General features: G+C 40.4%; 1 protein-coding gene. It reads right to left on the bottom strand.

Features of this window, described 5'->3' with window-relative positions:
- Positions 1-42 precede the first annotated feature (42 nt).
- A partial coding sequence (locus CBI42_RS11965; RefSeq protein ID WP_306425633.1) for a hypothetical protein occupies positions 43-250 on the bottom strand: 208 nt, incomplete at its 5' end.

Genomic DNA, 250 nt, shown 5'->3' with positions numbered 1-250 from the left:
AGGCAGATACATGTTGTCGACAATATCTTGCCAATGTTTCTTTTAATCTTCACTGACATTTAGCTTTTTAGCTTGTTCAGGTGAAACTTCCTTGAGAATCTCCAAGGTATATTTCAAAGTCCATTGAGCCAAAATGTTGGTATACCAATTGTTATCAACGTTGTTCTCGTACTCATCGGGACCAGTTACACCGTGAATCATGTAATTCTTGTTTCGTTGACTGTAGTGAACCCGGTCCGCCCAGAACCGT

This window comes from Streptococcus sp. KR (assembly GCF_002238115.1).
In the GTDB taxonomy this organism is placed as follows: Bacteria; Bacillota; Bacilli; order Lactobacillales; family Streptococcaceae; genus Streptococcus.
Note: the sequence above shows the minus strand (reverse complement) of the source record. Positions and strands in the feature narration are given on the sequence as shown.